10 protein-coding genes are annotated in these 16,448 nt (G+C 73.5%); 2 read left to right on the top strand and 8 right to left on the bottom strand.

The window, feature by feature from the left end; all coding sequences use genetic code 11:
• Positions 1 to 44: 44 nt before the first annotated feature.
• From ACZ7MY_RS32065 to ACZ7MY_RS32035, 7 genes are all read right to left on the bottom strand, one after another.
• The gene (locus ACZ7MY_RS32065; protein WP_499606796.1) at positions 45 to 1,346 is read right to left on the bottom strand and encodes an MDR family MFS transporter; all 1,302 of its coding nucleotides are present in this window, start codon (positions 1,344 to 1,346) and stop codon (positions 45 to 47) included.
• The gene (locus ACZ7MY_RS32060) at positions 1,343 to 2,494 is read right to left on the bottom strand and encodes a PLP-dependent cysteine synthase family protein (RefSeq protein ID WP_499606795.1); all 1,152 of its coding nucleotides are present in this window, start codon (positions 2,492 to 2,494) and stop codon (positions 1,343 to 1,345) included. Before ACZ7MY_RS32060 ends, ACZ7MY_RS32065 begins: the two co-directional genes overlap by 4 nt.
• A 110-nt stretch (positions 2,495 to 2,604) precedes the next feature.
• On the bottom strand, positions 2,605 to 3,045 hold the full coding sequence (locus tag ACZ7MY_RS32055) for a hypothetical protein (RefSeq protein ID WP_499606794.1): 441 nt from the start codon (positions 3,043 to 3,045) through the stop codon (positions 2,605 to 2,607).
• A 62-nt stretch (positions 3,046 to 3,107) separates the two neighbouring features.
• The gene (locus tag ACZ7MY_RS32050) at positions 3,108 to 5,507 is read right to left on the bottom strand and encodes a glycoside hydrolase family 65 protein (protein WP_499606793.1); all 2,400 of its coding nucleotides are present in this window, start codon (positions 5,505 to 5,507) and stop codon (positions 3,108 to 3,110) included.
• Between the two features lie 217 nt (positions 5,508 to 5,724).
• The gene (locus tag ACZ7MY_RS32045; RefSeq protein ID WP_499606792.1) at positions 5,725 to 5,958 is read right to left on the bottom strand and encodes a ubiquitin family protein; all 234 of its coding nucleotides are present in this window, start codon (positions 5,956 to 5,958) and stop codon (positions 5,725 to 5,727) included.
• An 87-nt stretch (positions 5,959 to 6,045) separates the two neighbouring features.
• Positions 6,046 to 6,279: a metallothionein gene (locus tag ACZ7MY_RS32040; RefSeq protein ID WP_499606791.1), complete on the bottom strand. Its 234-nt coding sequence runs from the start codon at positions 6,277 to 6,279 to the stop codon at positions 6,046 to 6,048.
• Between the two features lie 237 nt (positions 6,280 to 6,516).
• Positions 6,517 to 7,305, bottom strand: a complete 789-nt coding sequence (locus ACZ7MY_RS32035) for an SAM-dependent methyltransferase (protein WP_499606790.1) — start codon at positions 7,303 to 7,305, stop codon at positions 6,517 to 6,519.
• Between the two features lie 676 nt (positions 7,306 to 7,981).
• Here ACZ7MY_RS32035 and ACZ7MY_RS32030 point away from each other — a divergent pair.
• Together ACZ7MY_RS32030 and ACZ7MY_RS32025 are read left to right on the top strand one after the other, a co-directional pair.
• On the top strand, positions 7,982 to 11,587 hold the full coding sequence (locus ACZ7MY_RS32030; protein WP_499606789.1) for a S8 family serine peptidase: 3,606 nt from the start codon (positions 7,982 to 7,984) through the stop codon (positions 11,585 to 11,587).
• 471 nt (positions 11,588 to 12,058) lie between these two features.
• A complete protein-coding gene (locus ACZ7MY_RS32025; protein ID WP_499606788.1) occupies positions 12,059 to 15,490 on the top strand; it encodes a CARDB domain-containing protein in 3,432 nt (1,143 codons plus the stop codon).
• Here ACZ7MY_RS32025 and ACZ7MY_RS32020 read toward each other — a convergent pair.
• Positions 15,452 to 16,261, bottom strand: coding sequence for a class I SAM-dependent methyltransferase (locus ACZ7MY_RS32020; protein WP_499606787.1), 810 nt, complete (start codon positions 16,259 to 16,261; stop codon positions 15,452 to 15,454). The genes ACZ7MY_RS32025 and ACZ7MY_RS32020 overlap by 39 nt on opposite strands.
• Between the last annotated feature and the right edge of the window lie 187 nt (positions 16,262 to 16,448).

Raw genomic sequence — 16,448 nt, 5'->3', positions numbered from 1 at the left:
GCGCGGTCGGGCGGGTGCGGCCGGGCGGGTGCCCGGGCCGGGGGTCAGGCGAGGGCCGGTTCGCGTGCGACGGCGGCGAGGCCCCCGGCGCGGGACAGCAGATGGACGCAGCCGGCGCACAGCAGGCCGGTCGCCGTCAGCGCGAGCCAGGGCAGCCAGGGCCTGTGGCCGCTGTCCGCGACGTCCCAGAGGGCGCCGGTGGCGAGGTTGCCCACGGTGATGCCCAGGCCGGAGACGGTGTTGTACCAGCCGTAGTGCGTGGCGACGAGGCGTTCTCCGGAGAGCGTGACGATGGTGTCCATCTCGAAGGGGTAGACCACCGCGCTGCCCACCGCGAGCACCGCGACGGCGATCACGAGCAGGGCGACCGCGACGACGGCGTTCGGCGTCCCCCCGGACGGGTCGGGGCTCGCGGCGAGGGGGGCGAAGGCCAGGCCCATGAGCAGGATCCCGCCGACGATCGCCTGCGGCCCGCTCCAGCGGGCCCGGACCCAGCCGGTGATGCGCAGCTGTCCGAGCACCGCCACGACGGCCGAGACGATGAACAGGCCGCTGGTCACGGCCTGTCCGCCGCTGCCCAGCAGCCGGTGGGCCTGCAGGGGCAGCGCCAGGTAGACCTGGAAGGACAGCACGTAGGAGCCGATCATGGCCAGCGAGAACAGCATGAACGGCCGGTTGCCCAGCACCTGCCGCCAGGAGCCGAGGACGCCGGCCACCGCGCCGGGGCCGGTGCCGGAGGCGCTGCTGCTGCCGTTGCCGGGGTCGTCGGCCGGCCGCCGGTCGGGCAGGGCCCGGCACTGCAGGACGGTGAGCACCGCGAAGACGGCCGCGGCCGTCAGGCACACCGCCCGGAAGTCCCAGGCGAGCAGGGCCAGGCCGACGAGCGGACCGATCAGGACGCCCGCCTGGTAGAAGACGTTGAACAGGGCGAAGCCCTCGACGCGCCGCTCGCCCGCCTCCACGGCCAGGTAGGCGCGGACCGCGGGGTTGAACAGCGCGCCCGCGAACCCCGCGGCGGCCGAGGCGGCGACCAGCGCGGGCAGGGAGTCGACCAGGCCCAGGAGCGCGAAGCCCACGGTGCGCAGGGTGCAGCCGATGACGATGGGCGCCTTGTAGCCGAAGCGGTCGGCGATGGTGCCGCCGAGCACGAACATGCCCTGCTGGGAGAAGTTCCGTACGCCCAGGACGAGGCCGACGGCCCAGGCGGCCAGGCCGAGGCCGCCGGCGAGGTGGTCGGCGAGATAGGGCATGAGCATGAAGAAGCCCAGGTTGATGGCGAACTGGTTGGCCATCAGCAGCCGGGCCGGGGTGTCGAAGGAGCGGACCTGCCGCCACAGGCCCTTCACCGGGCGGCCTCGAAGGACGTGCCGTCGGGACGGAGGTCCGGCGCTCCGGCGAGCGGGTCCCGGACGGTGGTGCAGCGGGTCCAGCGGTCGACCACGGTCTCGCCCGGGTGGGCGATCTCCTCGGGCTCCTCCGACGGTTCGTGATCCAGCAGGCCGTGGGACCGGCAGTACGGGTCGTCGAAGACGGTGCCGAGGTAACGTTGCGGGCCGTCGGGGAAGACGGTCACGACCCGGGTCTCGGCCGGCAGCGTACGGGCCAGCCAGCGGGAGACCAGGGCGACCGCGCCCACGCTCCAGCCGCCGGTGGCGTAGTGGTCGCGCGCGAGGCGGCGGCAGGCCCACACCGCCTCCGCGGCGGCCACCCAGTGCACCTCGTCGAACGCCGGGTAGTCGACGTTGCGGGGGTGGATGCTGCTGCCCAGGCCGCGCATGAGCCGGGCGGCCGGCGGCTGGCCGAAGATCGTCGACCCGGTCGTGTCGACGCCGACCAGCCGCAGGTGCGGGAAGAACGCGCGCAGCGGGCCGCTGACCCCGGCCGAGTGCCCGCCGGTGCCCACGCTCGCGACGAGGACGTCGATGCGGCCGAGCTGGGCGACGAGTTCGTGGGCGAGGACGGCGTAGGCGGCGACGTTGTCCGGGTTGTGGTACTGGTCAGGGCACCATGCGGCCGGGTCCTCGGCCAGGAGTTCGCGCACCCGGTCGCGGCGGGCCTGCTGCCAGCCGCCGACGGGGTGCGGTGCGGTGACGGCCTCGACGGTCGCGCCGTAAGCGGTGAGCAGGGCGACCAGGGGCGGTTCCATGCCGGGGTCGGTGACCACCGTGACCGCGTGCCCGTGCACGGCGCCCGCGAGGGCCAGCCCGAGGCCGAGCGTGCCGCTGGTCGACTCCACGATCCGCGCGCCGGGCAGGAGTTCGCCGCGGGCGCGGGCGGCCTCGATCATGTACAGCGCGGAGCGGTCCTTGATGCCGCCGGGGTTGAAGCCCTCGAGCTTGGCCCAGAAGCCGCGGCCGTCGGGGACGAAGGGCGATCCGACCCACAGGACGGGTGTGTTGCCGACCAGTCCGGCCGGGGTGCGGCGCGGGGGCGCCGTGCCGGCCGGGAGTTCGGCCGGGGAGGTGGGCGTGCCGGGGCGGGGGAGGGTGCTCATACGTGTCTCTCCTGCGGCCGTCGCCGTGGCGCGGCCGCTGCTCGTACGGATCGAGGGGCGCGGGCGGCCGGGCCCTTCGCACGGTGCGGGGAGGGCGGGCCGGTGCCCTGTCAGGTCCGCGATACGCAGAGCAGGCTCAGTGCTCCGGGGCCGGACCGTTGCGAGGCGCAGGGACGGCCGGCGCTTTCGGGTGCGGCGCGGGACGGGTGGGGCGCGGATTCCGCGGCCGGCGGTACGCCCTCGGGGCCGGGACCCGTGGGAGCGCCGACGGGCCGGGGGCGGGGGTCGGGGAGCCGGTCGAGGGCGACCCCGCACAGCGCGTGGTGGTCGTCCCGCGGCCTGCCGCCGCGGGCCGCGTCCTGCCCGGGCGGCGCGGCGTCGTCCGCGGGCCGGCAGGCGGCCGGGGATGCGGAGGCGGCGGCGAGGGTGTCGTTGCCGGCGCGCTCCGGGCCGTGCGCGCAGGCCACCAGATGGATGCCGGTGAACACGAGCGTGGCCAGGAGCAGGAGCACCCCGCGCGGGGAGACGCGCTGACCCGCTCGCCACATCATGCGACGCACAGTAGTCGATCGGTCACGCCACGCGGTGGACGGCCCGCTGCCGCGCGGCCGTGTCACCGGGCCGGCAGGTCGAGCACCCGGAAGCGGCCCGGGGGGACGGACCAGGTCCGGCCGCCGAGGCGGACCCGGACGGGTCCCGCCGCGGAGACGGGGACGGCGATGCTGACGTGTTCCCCGTCGACGTGGACGCGGACGCCCCAGTGGCCCCGGTAGCGCACCGTGAAGGCGAACGTCGACAGCTGCGGCATCGGCACCGGATCGAGCCACAGGGCGTCGTCGCGGGCCTCCAGGCCGGTCAGGCCGCGCTGCACGAGGTCGAGCGTGCCGGCCATGGCCCCCAGGTGGACGCCTTCCTCGGTGGTGCCGCCCTGGACGTCGGTGACGTCGCCCAGCAGTGCCTCCTGGGCGCAGGACCAGGCGTCGGACCGGTCGGCCCGGACCAGCACCCAGGCGTGCACCAGTCCGCTGAGGGTGGACCCGTGGCTGGTGCGCCGCAGGTAGTAGTCGACCGTCGACCGCCATGTGGCGTCGTCCAGCGGGTACCCCAGGCGCTCGAAGACGCGCTGCAGTTCTGTGGGCGGGAAGAGGTAGCCCAGCATGAGCACGTCGGCCTGCTTGGATGCCTGGTAGCGGTTGACGGAGTCCCCCTCCGCCTCCAGGATCCGGTCCAGCCGGCGGATGTCGCCGTGCCGGGCGCGGCAGCCCTCCCAGTCCAGCTCCTCCAGCTCGCCGTAGCCGGCGAACTGGCTGATCACACCGGCGTGCCGGGGGACGTACAGCTTGCGCGAGACGTCCTCCCAGCGGTCCGTCTCCTCCGGCCCGAGGCCCGTGCGCTCGCGGAGTTCGTCGCGGCGCGGCGCCGGGAGGGCGCGCCACAGTTCCAGGGTGCGGTCCAGCACCCAGGCGGCGGTGACGTTGGTGTAGGTGTTGTCGTCGACACCGGGTGTCGGGGAGCCCGGGTAGGCGTCGTGGTACTCGTCCGGTCCCACGACACCGCGGATGCGGTAGCGGCCGCCGTCCTCGCAGTCCGGGTCCCAGGTGGCGAGGCAGGCCCAGAAACGGGCGATCTGCAGCAGCATCTCGGCGCCCTTGGTGTAGAGGAACTCCGTGTCGCCGGTGGCCTGGCCGTACCGCCAGACGTTGTAGGCGACGGCGGAGCCGACGTGGTGCTGGAGCCTGGTGTGGTCGGGCAGCCAGCGTCCGGAGCGCGGGTTGAGGTGGAGGGTCTGGGTCTCCTCCCGCCCGTCGCTGCCGCTCTGCCACGGGTACATGGCGCCGGTGCAGCCCACCTGTTCGGCCGCCCGGCACGCCTCCTCCAGGCGGCGGTGGCGGTACTCCAGCAGCGACCGGGACACCTCGGGGAAGTGCAGGTCCAGGTAGGGCAGCACGAACAGCTCGTCCCAGAAGACGTGTCCGCGGTAGGCCTCTCCGTGCAGGCCCCTGGCGGGCACGCCGACGTCCAGCTCGGCGGTGTGCGGGGAGAGGGTCTGCAGGACGTGGAAGGCGTGCAGCCGCAGGATCCGTCCGGCCGCGCCGGGGACGTCCAGGCCTGCGCGGCGCCACAGCCGCTCCCAGGCGGCGGCGTGCGAGTCGAGGAGGCCGGAGAAGTCCGGGGCCCGTTCGGCACGGTCGAGCGCGGCGTGCAGCGGGTCGCTGATGGCCCGGTCGCGGGACGTGTGCAGGGCGACGGTCTTCTCGACGACGGCCGGCCGGTGCGGCTCCACGGGGACGGTCAGCCGGTGCACGGCGGTGTGCTCCCCGGCCTCCAGTGACCGGGCGGCCGCCGGATGGGGGGTGGCGCGGGTGCGGGCGGCGAGCGCGACGGCCAGGTCGGAGACCGTCGTACGACACCGCAGCCAGACCGTGTCGGGTGGCGAGGTCCCGGTCTGCGTTCCGGTGAGGTGACGTCCGTTCAGGTCCTGGTAGCGGGAGACGCCCGCGTTGTGGACGTCGCCGTCCAGTGCGGACTCCACCTCCAGTTCCCCGGACCAGCCGCCCTCGGCGTGGAAGACGGTGCGCAGGGCGGCGAGGTGCGGGTCCTGCATGTGCACCAGCCTGGTCTGTTCGACGGCGAGGGTCCGCCCGCGCGAGTCACGCAGCCGGAACGTCCGGGTCAGGGTGGCGTGTTGGAGGTCGAGGCGCTGCCGGTGCTCGAGCAGTGTGCCGTCGTCGGGGGTGAACCACATCCCGCCTTCCCTGATCCTGAACCGCAGCGGCAGCCAGTTGGGCAGGTTGACCAGGTCCTCGTTCTCGACCTTCCGCCCGGCGACGGCCGAGTGGAGACGGTTGTAGCAGCCCGCGACGTAGGTGCCGGGGTAGTGGTGGGGACCGGCGACCGTCTCCGGGGCGGCGCCGCGGGTGGCGAAGTAGCCGTTGCCCAGGGTGCACAGTGCCTCGCGCAGGCGTTCCCGGGCGGGGTCGTAGCCCTCGTACGACCAGGTCCACTCCCCCATCGTCGCCCCTCTCCGGGATCCCGGGACCGGGTGCCGGGCCTGCGGCACGGCGCCGCCGGCGGCAGGAGGGCGTGCGGCGCTCCCTCCCGTCCAGTCTCCCCCGGATGGCCCTGCCCCGCCCGTGGGCGGACGGGGTGCACGGCCCCAGCCCGCGGACCGGCGACGACGGACCCCGAGGCGAGCCGGCGCGGGCCCCGGCCGAGCCGTCTCCTTCGGGTCATGCGGGCACGACGTCGATGACGTCGCCGTCCACGAGGCCCAGAGTGGCGGGCGTTTCCGTGGCGCTGCAGGGTGCGCCTCTGACGAGGAAACCGAGCCCCTTGCGGGAACGCCCCGTCTTGGCGCAGTAGGTGTCCATCAACTGCTTGAGGGACGTGTGCTCACGGATCTCGAAGATCGTCTCTCCGGTGTCGTCCTTGACCCGCAAGGTGATGTCGTGTTCGTCGCTCATGACCACATCCTCCGTCGGCGTTCGCCGTCCGTCGTACGCCCGCGGGGCCCGCTCCGCACGGAGCTGAGGCGGCGGCCCCGGGGGGGATCAGGTGTGGTCGACGAGTTCGGCGTGGCCCTGCTGACGTGCACAGTGGGCGCAGCAGAAGAACCGGCCGTCGGACTGGAGGCCGTGCCCCAGGATCCGGCACTGGCAGTTCTCACAGATCGGGGCGATCTTCTGCGCCGCGCACTCCAGGCTGTCGAAGATGTGGAGGGCGCCTGCCGCGCGGACCTCGAAGGCCATCTCGTAATCGTTACCGCAGACTTCGCATACGGGCACCGGGAGACTCCTGACGCTGCGTGTCGTGGACAGCGGGACGCTCCGAGGCTGGACCGGGCCCCTTGCGCAGGCAAGGCGACCGGCTGCAGGAGCGAGTGCGATCACCCGCCTGGCCGCGGTGCGCGTGCGGGCACGGGCACGGGCTCACGTCGACGGGAGCGCGACACACCTCCCGGGCAATCACCGGTTCCACCCCGGCCCGCGGCCGGTCCTCGCCGGTCCGGGCCTCTGCGGGCGTCAGGGGACGCGGGCGACTCCGGCGTGGATCCCGCTGCCCTCGGGGGCCGGCGCCTGCGGCGGCCTGAACCACTCCGGGGCCGTCACCAGGCCGGGGGCGACGATGTCCAGCCCGTCGAAGAAGCGGGCGACCTCCGGGCGGGTGCGGAAGGCGAGGCGGATGCCGCCCTTGGCGTACTCGGCGGTGACCTGCGCCGCGAGCTCCGGCTGGAGGTCGGACGCGGCGTGCGACAGGACGAGGTGGCTGCCCGGGGCCAGGGCGGACAGCAGGGTGCGCACGATGGCGTGGGCGTCCTGTTCGCCGGGGACGAAGTGCAGCAGCGCGACGAGCGACAGCGCGACGGGTCGTGTGAGGTCCAGGACGCGGCGGGCGTGCTCCACGATCTCCTCCGGCCGGCGGACGTCGGCGTGGAGGAAGTCCGTGACGCCTTCGGGACGGCCGGCCAGCAGCGCCTGCGCGTGGTGCAGCACCAGGGGGTCGTTGTCGGTGTAGACGACCTTGGCCGCCGGCGTCACGCGCTGGACGATCTGGTGCAGGTTGGGTTCGGTGGGGATGCCCGAGCCGATGTCGAGGAACTGGTCGACGCCCTGCGCGGCGAGCCACTCGGCGGCTCGTTGCATGAACTGCCGGTTCTGCCGCGCCGCGTCACGCGCCTCGGTCGGCAGCTTCCCGCCCACGGCCTCGTCGGCGGGGTAGTTGTCGCTGCCGCCCAGCAGCCAGTCGTAGACGCGTGCCGGGTGGGCCCGGCCGGTGTCGATCCGCGGAGGATGGGGGGTGCCGGTCGTCATGACGGACTCCGTCGCGCGAGGAGGGCCGGTCGTGCTCTCGGTCCCGGCAGTCTCGCACACCAACCGGCATGCGGACACGAGCAGTTGGCGTGTACGGCCGGGTCCGCCCGGGTCTTTGGCCCCACAAATGGCGACATCTTCGGGCGCTCCCGAATTCACGCCACATCGGCGTGATCATTGATTTCCACGCGCAGCGGTCCCGTCGAAACTTTCGCGGAGGGCGGGACCCGCGCCCCACCGCACGCCGCATTCCCTTGTTTCCGGCAAGTGAACTGCCCGGGCGCTCTTCCACACGTCGGCCGGGGCGATATCCCTTGCGCATACCAGCAGGTGAGCGGGGTTCCTGAACTCACGCCAGAATACACATCGGCAATCGGCGCCATCCGTACGGAAAACACAGAAGGCTACAGTCCGTTAGTGCGGAGTTCAAGTGCTTTACACGGCCTCTTCGTTGGTGATCAGATTCCTCCGATCATCCACTCTGGAGGGCAATGTGAGACCCCGTTTCCCCCGAAGATACGCAGCGGCGGCAGCCACGGCTCTCGTCGCCGCACTCGTGAGCCCTGGAGCCGCGCACAGCGCCTCCCCCTCCGCGACGGACACCGTGGCATCCGCGGCGGCCACCGACCGACGCCCGCCCGCTACGGTCACGTTGATCACCGGCGACAAGGTGACGGTGGCTGAGGGACCCCAGGGCAACGCCCCGGCGGTGCAGGTCGAGCGCGCACCGGGGGCCACCGGCTCCGTGCGGGTCGCCACGGAGGGCGGGGACACCTATGTGTACCCGGACGAGGCGTTGGCGTACATCGCCGCCGGACGCCTCGACAAGCAGCTGTTCAACGTCACACAGCTGGTTGCCCAGGGCTACGACGACGGGCACCTGAGCGCGCTGCCCCTCATCGTCACACATGCCGAGGGCTCCGCCGCCCTCAAGGCCCGCGCCGAACTGCCCGGGGCGCGGACCACGCTCAGCCTTCCCTCCGTCGGCGGCGAGGCGGTGCGCGCCGAGCGGTCGAAGGCCGCCGGCCTCTGGGCGGCGCTCACCGGCTCCGGACGGGACGGCGGGCAGTCGTCGGCGCGGCTGGCCCCCCTGCCCGAGGGCGCCGCGGCGGAGCCGCGCTTCTCGGCCGGCGTCGACCAGGTGTGGCTCGACGGCCGGGCGAAGGCGACGCTGGCCGACACCACGGCGCAGGTCGGCGCGCCCGCCGCCTGGGCCGCGGGCGGCACCGGGGCGGGGGTGCGGGTCGCCGTCCTGGACAGCGGGGTGGACGCCGGCCATCCGGACCTGGCGGACCGCGTCGTGGCGACCCGCAGCTTCGTCGGGGGTGACGGCGTCGTCGACCGGAACGGGCACGGCACCCACACGGCGTCCACCGTGGCCGGCACCGGCGCCGCCTCGGACGGCAAGGAGCGGGGGGTCGCCCCCGGCGCCGACCTGGTCGTCGGCAAGGTCCTCGGCGACAACGGATCGGGGACCGTGTCCGGGATCATCGCCGGCATGGAGTGGGCGGTGCGGACCGAGCACGCCAAGGTCGTCAGCATGAGCCTGGGCGTCAGCGGCTGGCACACCCAGGACGATCCGATGAGCCAGGCCGTGAACCGGCTGAGCGCCGAGACCGGTGCGCTCTTCGTCGTCGCCGCGGGCAACGACGGGCCCGGGGCCTACAGCCTCGCCGCGCCGGGGACGGCCGACGCCGCGCTCACCGTGGGCGCGGTCGACGCGTCCGACCACCTCGCCGAGTTCTCCAGCGCCGGCCCGCGCATGAACGGCGACGCCCTCAAGCCCGACATGACCGCCCCCGGCGTGGACGTGCTGGCGGCGCGCTCGCAGTACATGGAGTGGGGCGAGGGCTACTACCGGATCGACAGCGGCACGTCCATGGCCACGCCCCACGTCGCCGGGGCGGCCGTGCTCCTGGCGCAGAAGCACCCGCTCTGGACGGGGCAGCGGATCAAGGACGCCCTGATGGGCACCAGCGTCCCGACCCCCGGCTACAGCCCTTACCAGGCCGGTACCGGCCGGCTGGACGTGGCCGCCGCGTACACCGAGGACGCGGTCGTGGCGACCGGATCGGTCGACGCGGGGCTCGTCCGGTGGGCGCCCGGTGCGCAGCGGCCGCCGGTCAAGCGGAAGATCACCTACACCAACACCACCGCCCGCCCGGTCACGTTGCGGCTCTCCGTCGACCGCGGCGACTCCCCGGTGGGGGTGTTCGCGCTCTCCGGCGACCGGATCACGGTGCCGGCGAACGGCACGGCCACGGCCGAGGTCGTGGCGAACGCCCAGGGCCTGGCGGCGGGCCAGTACGCCGCCCTCGTCACGGCACGCCACGCGGGCGGTGAGCTGCACACGGCGGCGGGGATCTCCGTCGAGTCCGAGAAGCACGACCTGACGGTCCGGCTGAAGGACCGTGACGGCCGTCCCGTGAGCGGCGAGGTCGAGGTCAGGAACGCGGACGGCACGTCCACCTACCTGTGGGTCCCCGACGGATCGCTCACCAGCCGCTGGGCGCCGGGCACCTACATGGTCGCGTCGCTGGCGGACGTACGGGGCCTGGGCGGACCCCACTCCCTCGGCCTCGCGGTGCTGACGGCCCCCGAGGTCGAGCTCACCGGCGACCGCGTCGTGGAACTGGACGCCTCCCGCGCCCGCCAGGTGAAGGTGGCGACGCCCCGGCCGACCGGCGTCGTGAGCAGCAGGATCGACCTGTACCGCTCCTTCACCTCCGCCACCCCCACGCCCGGCGACGCCAACGCGCTGCGCGAGCGGATCTGGCCCTCGGCCGTCTACGACAGCCTGTGGGCGCTGCCGACCAAGGACACGGTGCGCAAGGGCAGTTTCGCCTTCACCACCCGCATCCGCGCCGAGCAGACGCCGCTGGCGATCACCTACCGGGGCCGGCACCTCGACGACGCCCTCGTGCAGCCCGGCTCCCGGCCGATGCGGGACGGCACCGCGCACCTGGACGCCGTCTTCGCCGGCACCGGCTCACAGGCCGAGTACGCCGGGGTGTCCGCACGCGGCCGGGCCGTGGTGGTCCGCGGCAGCGACGCCGTGGCCCCCGCCGACCAGGCGGCCGCGGCACACGCGGCCGGTGCGGCGCTGCTCGTGGTCGTCAACGACCGCGAGGGCCGCAAGAGCGACTGGTACGGGGAACCGGACCAGGTGACGACCGGACAGGTCCCGGTCGCGTCCCTGACCCTGGACGAGGGCGAGGAGCTGATCCGGGAGATCGCCGGAGCGGGCGGGAAGGCCGTACGGCTCGCCGTCGAGGCGCATCCCGCGCCGGCGTACCTGTACGACCTGGTCGACCAGCACCTCGGCAAGGTGCCCGCGGACCCGTCGGCCAGGACGGACGCCCGGAGTCTCGCCCGCGTCGACGTCGACTTCACCCCGCCCCCGGGGCGGCGGGTCGTCGAGTCGCGGCTGGACTTCCCCTCCTACGACTACCCGCCGTACAAGGGGTTCTCGCCCAACGCGCTCCCCGCCGAGACGGCCGCCCCCGGGCGCCGCACCGAGTGGGTCACCGCGGGCGTCCAGTGGCAGCAGAACGCCGCACTGGACGGCTGGGGCAGTTCGTCCACCGACCTGGTGACCTACCGGCCGGGCAGCGTGCACGAGGACCGCTGGTACGGGCCGATCACCCGGCCCCGCATGATCACCTCCGATCTCCCCTACCGCGGCGAGAACGCGATGAGCGCCTACATCCAGGGCTTCGGCGACGCGGGTTCGGCGCACAGCGGAGGATCGGGCATGTACCAGGCGATCTCGTTCTACCAGGGCGACCGGGAGCTGTCCCGGATGGAGGGCTACCCCTGGTTCGGCGTCGGTGACCTGGCGCCGGAGCCGCTCCCCTACCGGCTGGTCGTCGACACCAAGGGCGACCCCGGGCTCAGCCCGTACTCGACCGCCACCCGCACCGAGTGGCGCTTCACCTCGGGCGCCCCGGAGGGCGTCCAGGCCGTCCCGCTGGTGCAGTTGGACTACGGCACGGAGCTGGACGCCGAGGGCAGGGCGGAGCGCGGGTCGGAACTCGCCGTCACCCCGGTGGTCCTCGGCGGCTCGGCCGCCGCGGACGCGGTCTCCTCCGTCCGGCTCGACGTCTCCTACGACGACGGGGTCACCTGGCTGCGGCAGGGACTGAAGGAGAAGAAGGGAACCTGGCGCGCGGCTCTCGACGCGCCGGGCCGCGCCGGCTACGTGTCGATCCGCGTCACCGCGGAGCAGCGCAACGGCGGCGGCGTCACCCAGACCGTCACCCGGGCCTTCGGCCTGAAGTGACGTCCTGACGGGCCGGTGCCCGGCACGACCACGTGCCGGGCACCGGCCTTTCGCATGCCCGAAGCCAGCGATCTTGCGTAGAGCACTCAATAAATTGCGTTGCGTTCGCGGACGCGATGCACCGAAGCCGCGCCTCGGCCGGGTCCCGTGGCGGATCTGCCAGGATCGACGCCGCCACCGCGCACGTTCTGTCGTACGCAAGCGCTCCGCAAGCGACGCAAGCGCCAACGGATGCCAACTGCGCCTGGATTACAAGCTGTTGACAAATCCGAGACGCCCGAGAAACCTAATGACGCGCTTTCCGCAAGAAGTTGACTGCCTGACTCAATTGGCGTGCATGGCCGGCTCTCCCGACGGAGCGGCCCTCCCCGGTCACTCCTTCCCCTGCTCCCGCTGCACCTCGCGCTCTCCCCGGTTCCTCCTCGCCCGCCGCCTGCCGCGCGCCCCGCCCCCCACGGAATAGAGGACCCCATGCGTTGGAGACCCCTCGGCCGACGGTCGCTGTCCGCCGCCGCCCTGGCCGGGCTCACGACCCTCGCGCTGCTGCCGCTGTCCGCTCCCGCGGCGGCTGCCCCCACCGCCTCGGACGTCGCCGCCGCCGATGTCAACCTCGCGCTCGGCCGCCCCGCGACCGCGGGCGGCTCCCACGGCGAGTACCCGGCCGGGAACACCACCGACGGCACCCAGGCCTCCTACTGGGAGGGCCCGGCCGGCTCCTTCCCCCAGTGGGTGCAGGTCGACCTCGGCGCGACCCGCGGCGTCGACCGGATCGTGCTCAAGCTGCCCTCCGGATGGGAGACCCGGACCGAGACGCTGTCCCTGCAGGGCAGCACCAACGGCACCTCGTTCAGCACACTCGCCGCCTCGGCGGGGCGGGTGTTCAACCCGGCGCAGGCCAACACCGTCGCGGTGGACCTGGCCTCGCCCGCCGACGCCCGCTACGTCCGCGTGAACGTCACCGGCAACACCGGCTGGAACGCCGCACAGTTGTCGGAGCTGGAGGTGTACGGCGAGGACGGCGGCCCGACCGACCCTCCGCCCACCGGCACCAACCTGGCGCGCAACAAGCCCGTCGAGGCGACCTCCTCGGTGCAGAACTTCGTCGCCGCCAATGCCACCGACGACTCCACGTCCACCTACTGGGAGGCGGCCGGCCACCCGGCGGACCTCACCGTCAAGCTCGGCTCGGCCGCGGACGTCACCGGCGTCGTGGTCAAGCTCAACCCCGACCCGGTGTGGGCGGCCCGCACCCAGGCCGTCCAGGTGCTGGGCCGCGCGCCGTCCGCGACCGGCTTCACCTCGCTGCGCGACCGCGCCGACTACACCTTCAGCCCCGGCAGCGGCAACGCGGTGACCATCCCGGTCAGCGGCCGCTGGGAGGACCTACGGCTGCGGTTCTCCGCCAACTCCGGCGCGCCCGGCGGTCAGGTCGCGGAGTTCCAGGTCGTCGGCACCGCAGCTCCCGCGCCCGACCTCACCGTGACGGGCCTGAGCTGGACGCCCGCCACCCCGTCCGAGCGCGACGCGGTCACCGTGAACGCCGGGGTCCGCAACGCCGGCACCGCGCGCTCGGCGGCGACGACCGTGGACGTGAACGTGGAGGGCACGCTCGCCGGGTCCGCCGCGGTGCCCGCCCTCGACCCGGGCGAGTCCGCCACGGTCGCCGTCGCCACCGGCACCCGCGCGGCCGGCAGCTACGCGGTCTCCGCGGTCGTCGACCCGCGCAACACCGTGGCGGAACTGGACGACAGCAACAACAGCCGCAACGCCGCGGACCGGCTGGTCGTCGGCCAGGCCCCCGGACCGGACCTCGAGGTCACCGGCATCACCACCGACCCGGCCAATCCGGCGGTGGGTTCGGCCGTCTCCTTCACCGTCGCCGTGCACAACCGCGGCACGACCGCCGCGGCGGCCGGCTCGGTGACCCGGCTGCAGGCCGGCTCCACCACGCTGAACGGCACGACCGGCCAGGTCGCGGCGGGCGCGACGGTGAACGTCGCGATCAGCGGCACCTGGACGGCGACCGCGGGCGGCGCCACCCTCACGGCCACCGCGGACGCCACCGGCGTGGTCGCCGAGACGAACGAGAACAACAACGTGCTCGCCAAGCCCCTCGTCGTCGGGCGCGGCGCGGCCATGCCGTACACCGAGTACGAGGCGGAGAACGGCCGCTACCAGGGCACCCTGCTCACGGCGGACGCCAAGCGGACCTTCGGGCACACCAACTTCGCCACCGAGTCCTCCGGCCGCAAGTCCGTCCGCCTCGACTCCGGCGGCCAGTACGTCGAGTTCACCTCCACCACGCCCACCAACTCCATCGTGGTGCGCAACTCCGTCCCCGACGCCCCGGGCGGCGGCGGATCGGACGCCACGATCAGCCTCTACGCCGACGGCACGTTCGTGCAGAAGCTGTCCCTGTCCTCCAAGCACAGCTGGCTGTACGGCAGCACCGACGACCCGGAGGGGCTGACCAACCGGCCCGGCGGCGACGCACGGCGGCTGTTCGACGAGTCGCACGCGCTGCTGTCGCGCAGCTACCCGCAGGGCACCACCTTCCGCCTGCAGCGTGACGCGGGCGACTCTGCGGCCTACTACGTCATCGACCTGATCGACCTGGAGCAGGTCGCCGCCCCGTTGAGCAAGCCGGCCAACTGCACGTCGATCACCGAGTACGGGGCCGTCCCCGGCGACGGGCTCGACGACACCGACGCCATCCAGCGGGCGGTCACCGCCGACCAGAACGGGCAGATCGCCTGCGTGTGGATCCCGGCCGGGCAGTGGCGCCAGGAGCAGAAGATCCTCACCGACGACCCGCTCAACCGCGGCCAGTACAACCAGGTCGGCATCAGGGACGTCACCATCCGCGGCGCGGGCATGTGGCACTCCCAGCTCTACACCCTGACCCCGCCGCAGAACGCGGGCGGCATCAACCACCCGCACGAGGGCAACTTCGGCTTCGACATCGACGACAACACCCAGATCTCCGACATCGCCATCTTCGGCTCGGGCACGATCCGCGGCGGCGACGGCAACGCCGAGGGCGGCGTCGGCCTCAACGGGCGCTTCGGCAAGGACACGAAGATCACCAACGTGTGGATCGAGCACGCCAACGTGGGCGTCTGGGCCGGCCGCGACTACTCCAACATCCCCGAACTGTGGGGCCCCGGCGACGGGCTGGAGTTCTCCGGGGTGCGGATCCGCGACACCTACGCCGACGGCATCAACTTCGCCAACGGCACCCGCAACTCCACCGTCTTCAACTCCTCCTTCCGCAACACCGGCGACGACGCCCTGGCGGTCTGGGCCAGCAAGTACGTCAAGGACACCTCCGTCGACGTCGGCCACGACAACCACTTCCGCAACAACACGATCCAGCTGCCCTGGCGCGCCAACGGCATCGCGGTCTACGGCGGCTACGGCAACACCATCGAGAACAACATCGTCTCCGACACGATGAACTACCCGGGCATCATGCTCGCCACCGACCACGACCCGATCCCGTTCTCCGGGCAGACGCTCATCTCCGGCAACGCCCTGTACCGAACCGGCGGCGCGTTCTGGGGCGAGGCGCAGGAGTTCGGCGCCATCACGCTCTTCGCCCAGGGCACGGACATCCCGGGCGTGACCATCCGGGACACCGAGATCCACGACTCGACCTACGACGGCATCCAGTTCAAGACCGGCGGCGGCACGATGCCCGGCGTCAAGGTCACCGACGTCCGCATCGACAACTCCGTGAACGGCTCCGGCATCCTCGCGATGAGCGGCGCCCGCGGCAGTGCCACCCTGACGAACGTCACGATCACGAACTCGGCCCAGGGCAGCGTACTGATCGAGCCCGGCTCCCAGTTCACGATCAGCGGCTCACCGAACGGCGCGGCCTCCGCGCGCAGGTCCCTCTGAGAGCGGCGGGGTCCCCGGCTCCCCCGGAGCCGGGGACCCCGCCCGGTGCCGGACCGGCCCGGCGACCGGCGCCCGCGCCACGAACGTGTGCACGACTCCGGTCTGCCAGCCGGGCAGGGGCAGCACCCGGACCTGCGTGAATCCCGCCCGCCGCAGCCGTTCGGCGAAGGCGTCGGCGGTGTCGAAGGCGAGGACGCTGCGCCACAGGTGCTCGTACAGGGAGCGGTCCCCGGTCAGCCGGGCGACGGGCAGCAGCAGCCCCCGGCACACCGCCGTCCACACCGCGCGATGGCGCGGCCTGCCGCTGAGGGTGTACTCGTGGATCGCGATGCGCCCGCCGGGGGCCAGCGCGTCCCGCACCCGGGCGAGGACCAGATCGGTGTCGGCCACGTTGCGGAAGAGGTAGGCGGCGAACACCGCGTCGAAGGGACCGGCGGCCCCCGCTTCCGCCAGCCGCTCGGCAGGGGCGTGGACGAATGTCACGCCGGGACCCCACCGTTTGGCGGCCGCCATCCGGAGCATGCCCGCCGAGGCGTCGACGGCGGTGATCCGGGCCCGCGGGGCCGCGGTGAGCAGCGCGGCGGTGGACGCGCCGGTGCCGCACCCCAGGTCCAGCAGCCGCATCCCCGACCCGCCGGCGGGCAGTCGCAGCCGCCGGGCCGACCGCCGCAGATGGGCGTGGTAGCCCGGATTGGCGGCGACCATCCGGTCGTAGAGCGTGGCCGCGTGGTCGAACGCGGACGCGAGTTCACCATCGTGCATCACGGTCATGACGGGCTCCTGCGCTGCCGGGACTGCGGGACGGGACTGCGGGACGGGACGGACGCGCGCCGCGCCCGCCCGCTGCCCATCCCACCCCGCACCACCGCGCGGCGCACCCCGGCGCGGCTGACCCACGGACGGGTCAACCACCGCGTGTCCGGCCCGGCCGTCGCCCCCGCGGGCCGCGGAAACGGCG

Source organism: Streptomyces sp. NPDC111520 (assembly GCF_055635295.1).
Note: the sequence above shows the minus strand (reverse complement) of the source record. Positions and strands in the feature narration are given on the sequence as shown.

Excerpts from the sequence above, each read along its gene's own strand:
- ACZ7MY_RS32060 (WP_499606795.1), bottom strand. The coding sequence starts at position 2,494 with ATGAGCACCCTCCCCCGCCCCGGCACGCCCACCTCCCCGGCCGAACTC.
- ACZ7MY_RS32055 (WP_499606794.1), bottom strand. The coding sequence starts at position 3,045 with ATGATGTGGCGAGCGGGTCAGCGCGTCTCCCCGCGCGGGGTGCTCCTG.
- ACZ7MY_RS32050 (WP_499606793.1), bottom strand. The coding sequence starts at position 5,507 with ATGGGGGAGTGGACCTGGTCGTACGAGGGCTACGACCCCGCCCGGGAA.
- ACZ7MY_RS32045 (WP_499606792.1), bottom strand. The coding sequence starts at position 5,958 with ATGAGCGACGAACACGACATCACCTTGCGGGTCAAGGACGACACCGGA.
- ACZ7MY_RS32035 (WP_499606790.1), bottom strand. The coding sequence starts at position 7,305 with ATGACGACCGGCACCCCCCATCCTCCGCGGATCGACACCGGCCGGGCC.
- ACZ7MY_RS32025 (WP_499606788.1), top strand. The coding sequence starts at position 12,059 with ATGCGTTGGAGACCCCTCGGCCGACGGTCGCTGTCCGCCGCCGCCCTG.
- ACZ7MY_RS32020 (WP_499606787.1), bottom strand. The coding sequence starts at position 16,261 with ATGACCGTGATGCACGATGGTGAACTCGCGTCCGCGTTCGACCACGCG.